The 4,068-nt window shown below is 70.6% G+C and carries 3 protein-coding genes; all 3 read left to right on the top strand.

Annotated features, from left to right (window positions below; all coding sequences use genetic code 11):
* The first annotated feature begins 233 nt into the window (after positions 1 to 233).
* The 3 genes from sucC to ABZ896_RS52100 all read left to right on the top strand — a co-directional run bounded on the left by sucC (position 234) and on the right by ABZ896_RS52100 (position 3,935).
* The gene (gene sucC, locus ABZ896_RS52110) at positions 234 to 1,364 is read left to right on the top strand and encodes an ADP-forming succinate--CoA ligase subunit beta (protein WP_360946378.1); all 1,131 of its coding nucleotides are present in this window, start codon (positions 234 to 236) and stop codon (positions 1,362 to 1,364) included.
* A gap of 11 nt (positions 1,365 to 1,375) precedes the next feature.
* Positions 1,376 to 2,275, top strand: coding sequence for a succinate--CoA ligase subunit alpha (sucD, locus tag ABZ896_RS52105; protein WP_360946375.1), 900 nt, complete (start codon positions 1,376 to 1,378; stop codon positions 2,273 to 2,275).
* A 103-nt stretch (positions 2,276 to 2,378) separates the two neighbouring features.
* Positions 2,379 to 3,935 carry an aldehyde dehydrogenase family protein gene (locus tag ABZ896_RS52100; RefSeq protein WP_360946372.1) on the top strand — a complete coding sequence of 519 codons (1,557 nt, stop codon included), beginning with the start codon at positions 2,379 to 2,381 and terminating at the stop codon, positions 3,933 to 3,935.
* Positions 3,936 to 4,068 lie beyond the last annotated feature (133 nt).

Raw genomic sequence — 4,068 nt, 5'->3', positions numbered from 1 at the left:
ACCCAGCCACGCCAGCAACTGCGTCGCCGACGGACCCGACTGCACATGCGTCATGTCCAGCACCCGCACACCACCAAGCGCCAACCTCGTCACGGATCACCTCACGGGCATGTTTGGCACATTGCATACAGTCGACGAATACTGTATGAAGATTGTTATCCCGCATCCGATGGGTGATGTCCAGGGGGCGTGCAGCACTTTTGAGTCGTGCACTTTGAGACGGGAGCCCAAGCATGGACCTGTACGAGCACGAAGCCCGGGCGCTTTTCGAAGAACACGGGATCCCCGTGCCGCGGGCGGAGGTCACCGACTCGCCCCAGGAGGCCCGGGAGATCGCCCGCAGGCTGGGCGGCAGCGCCGTCGTCAAGGCGCAGGTCAAGACTGGGGGCCGGGGAAAGGTGGGCGGGGTGCGGGTCGCCGCCGACCCGGCCGAGGCCGAGCGGACGGCGGACCGGATCCTCGGCATGGACATCAAGGGACACCGGGTCGGCAAGGTCATGCTGGCCCAACCAGTAGACATCGAGGCCGAGTTCTACGTCGCCTACGTCCTCGACCGCGCCGCGGGCCGTTTCGTCGCCATCGCCTCGGCGGAGGGCGGCATGGACATAGAGGAGGTCGCGGCCGCTCGCCCGGAGGCGGTCGTCCGCGTCCCGATCGACCCCGGCGAGGGCGTCACCTCCGCCAAGGCCGGCGAGATTGCCGAGGCCGCCGGGCTGCCCCCGCAGATCGTCGACGTTCTCGTACGACTGTGGGAGGTGCTGGTCCGCGAGGACGCCGTCCTCGTCGAGGTGAACCCCCTCGTGCGCACGCGTCAGGGACGGATCCTCGCCCTCGACGGCAAGGTCACCCTCGACGACAACGCCCGCTTCCGGCGGACCCGTTGGGGCGACGAGAGTCTCTCCTACGACGATCCGCTGGAGGCCGCCGCCGCAGCGAAGGGCCTCAACTACGTCAAGCTCGACGGCGAGGTCGGCGTCATCGGCAACGGCGCCGGGCTGGTCATGTCGACCCTCGACGTCGTCGTCGGCTGCGGGGCCCGCCCCGCCAACTTCCTCGACATCGGCGGCGGTGCCTCGGCCCAGGTCATGGCCGACGGGCTGACGGTCATCCTGTCCGACCCGGCCGTGAAGTCCGTGTTCGTCAATGTCTTCGGCGGGATCACCGCCTGCGACGCGGTCGCCGACGGCATCGTCAGGGCACTGGACGAGGTCCGGCTGACCAAGCCGCTCGTGGTGCGGCTCGACGGCAACAACGCAGCCCGCGGCAGGGCCGTCCTCGACGGGCACGCCCATCCTCTCGTCCAGCAGGCCACCACCATGGACGGCGCCGCCCGCCGCGCCGCCGAACTCGCCAACGCCGGCTGAAGGAGCGGGACATGGCCATCTTCCTGACCAAGGAGTCCAGGGTCCTCGTCCAGGGCATGACCGGCGGCGAGGGCATGAAGCACACCCGGCGCATGCTGGCGGCCGGCACGAACGTCGTCGGCGGTGTGAACCCGCGCAAGGCCGGCAAGGCCGTCGACTTCGACGACCGGGTCGTCCCCGTCTTCGGATCGGTCGCCGACGGCATCCGGGCGACCGGAGCCGACGTCAGCGTCGTCTTCGTGCCACCCGCCTTCGCGGAAGCGGCAGTTGTGGAAGCCGTCGACGCCGGGATCGGTCTCGCCGTCGTCATCACCGAGGGCATCCCGGTCCACGACTCCGTCGCCTTCACCTCGTACGCGAAGAAGAAGGGGACACGCATCGTCGGCCCCAACTGCCCAGGCCTGATCACCCCGGGACAGTCCAACGCGGGCATCATCCCGGCGGACATCGCCCGGGCCGGCCGTATCGGACTGGTGTCGAAGTCGGGCACCCTCACCTACCAACTCATGTACGAGCTGCGGGACATCGGCTTCTCCACCTGCGTCGGCATCGGCGGCGACCCCGTCGTCGGCACCACCCACATCGACTGCCTGGCCGCCTTCCAGGACGACCCCGACACCGAACTGATCGTCCTCATCGGGGAGATCGGCGGCGACGCCGAGGAACGGGCGGCCGCCTACATCCACGAGCACGTCACCAAGCCCGTCGTCGGCTACATCGCCGGCTTCACCGCGCCCGAGGGCCGGACCATGGGCCACGCCGGCGCCATAGTGTCCGGCTCCGCGGGCACGGCCCAGGCGAAGAAGAAGGCGCTGGAGGCCGTCGGCGTCCGGGTCGGCGACACCCCGACCGAGACGGCCCGCCTCGTGCTCACCCGACTGGACACCGTTCGCAAGGCCCCTCAGACATAGGTCCCTCAGGCCTGACCCGAACCACGCAACGCGTCCGCGGAACCGTCCGTTGCGTTCCCCCAACGCCCCGCCCCCGACTGTGCACCGAGAGCGGAGATATCGCATGACAACCACCCTCGACTCCACCCGACTCACGCTGAAGTCCGGTACCTCCTGGGTCGACGCCTGGCAGCGCTGCCTCGCCGTCGCCCCCGAGGCCTTCCGCGACGACCGCGTCCTCAACCTCTGGGACTCCGCCTGGCGGCCCGACGGCCGGGCACTGCCCGCCATCAGCCCCGTCGACGGCACCCCGATCGCCGGCCCGCCGCGCCTGAGCCGGGAAATCGCCCGCCGGGCCGTCCGCGCCTCCCTCGACCAGCACCGCGCCTGGCGCCACATCCGCCTCGAAGAGCGCCGGGCCCGCGTGGCCGCCACCCTCGACGCCCTCACCCAGCACCGCGAACTCCTCGCGCTGCTGCTCGTCTGGGAGATCGGCAAGCCGTGGCGGCTCGCGCAGGCCGACGTCGACCGCGCCATCGACGGCGTGCGCTGGTACGTCGACGGCATCGAACCCATGGTCGAGGGCCGGGCCCCGCTGGACGGCCCGGTGTCCAACATCGCCAGCTGGAACTATCCGATGAGCGTGCTCGTTCACGCAATGCTGGTCCAGGCACTGGCAGGCAACGCGGTCATCGCCAAGACCCCGACCGACGGCGGCGTCGCCTGTCTCACCCTGGCCTGCGCGCTCGCCGCCCGCGAGGGGATTCCCGTCACCCTCGTCAGCGGCAGCGGGGGAGAGCTGTCCGAGGCGCTGGTGCGGGCGCCCGAGATCGGCTGCGTCTCCTTCGTCGGCGGCCGCGACACCGGCGCCGCCGTGGCCACCGCCGTCGCCGACCTCGGCAAGCGACACGTACTCGAACAGGAAGGACTCAACACCTGGGGCATCTGGAACCACACCGACTGGGACGCGCTCACCGCCGTCATCCCCAAGCTCTTCGACTACGGCAAGCAGCGCTGCACCGCCTACCCGCGCTTCGTCGTCCAGCGCGAGCTGTTCGACGAGTTCCTGGCCGCCTACCTCCCCGCCGTGCGCACCCTGCGCCTCGGACACCCGCTCGCCGTCGACAACCCCGACGACCCCTACCCCTCCCTCGACTTCGGCCCGGTGATCAACGCGGCCAAGGCGAAGGAACTGCGCGACCAGGTCGCCGAGGCCATCGACCGCGGAGCCGTGCCCGTGCACCGCGGCAGCGAGGCGGACGCCCGCTTCCTGCCCGGCCAGGACACCTCGGCGTACGTCCAACCGGTCACGCTCCTCAATCCGCCCCCCTCCTCACCCCTGCACCACGCCGAACCCTTCGGCCCGGTCGACACCATCGTCCTGGTCGACACGGAAGCGGAACTGCTCGCCGCGATGAACGCCTCCAACGGCGCGCTGGTCGCCACCCTGTCCACCGACGACCGGGCGACCTTCGACCGACTCGCCCCGCAGATCCGCGCGTTCAAGGTCGGACACGGCACACCGCGCTCCCGCGGCGACCGGGACGAACTGTTCGGCGGGTTCGGCGCCTCCTGGCGCGGCGCCTTCGTCGGCGGCGAACTCCTCGTGCGCGCCGTCACTCAGGGACCCGCCGACGAGCGGCTGCCCGGCAACTTCCCCGAGTACCAGCTGATGCCGTGAGGCACCGACGTACACACGACGACGCAGGGATGAGGTGGCGAACATGACGTTGGCGCTTGGTGGTGTGCGGGTGCTGGACATGACGCATGTGCAGTCGGGTCCGTCGGCGACGCAGTTGCTGGCGTGGCTGGGG

The organism is Streptomyces sp. NPDC047072 (assembly GCF_040643855.1).
GTDB lineage: Bacteria > Actinomycetota > Actinomycetes > Streptomycetales > Streptomycetaceae > Streptomyces.
Note: the sequence above shows the minus strand (reverse complement) of the source record. Positions and strands in the feature narration are given on the sequence as shown.

Coding starts and splice junctions, on each gene's coding strand:
- sucC (WP_360946378.1), top strand. CDS start 234: ATGGACCTGTACGAGCACGAAGCCCGGGCGCTTTTCGAAGAACACGGG.
- ABZ896_RS52100 (WP_360946372.1), top strand. CDS start 2,379: ATGACAACCACCCTCGACTCCACCCGACTCACGCTGAAGTCCGGTACC.
- sucD (WP_360946375.1), top strand. CDS start 1,376: ATGGCCATCTTCCTGACCAAGGAGTCCAGGGTCCTCGTCCAGGGCATG.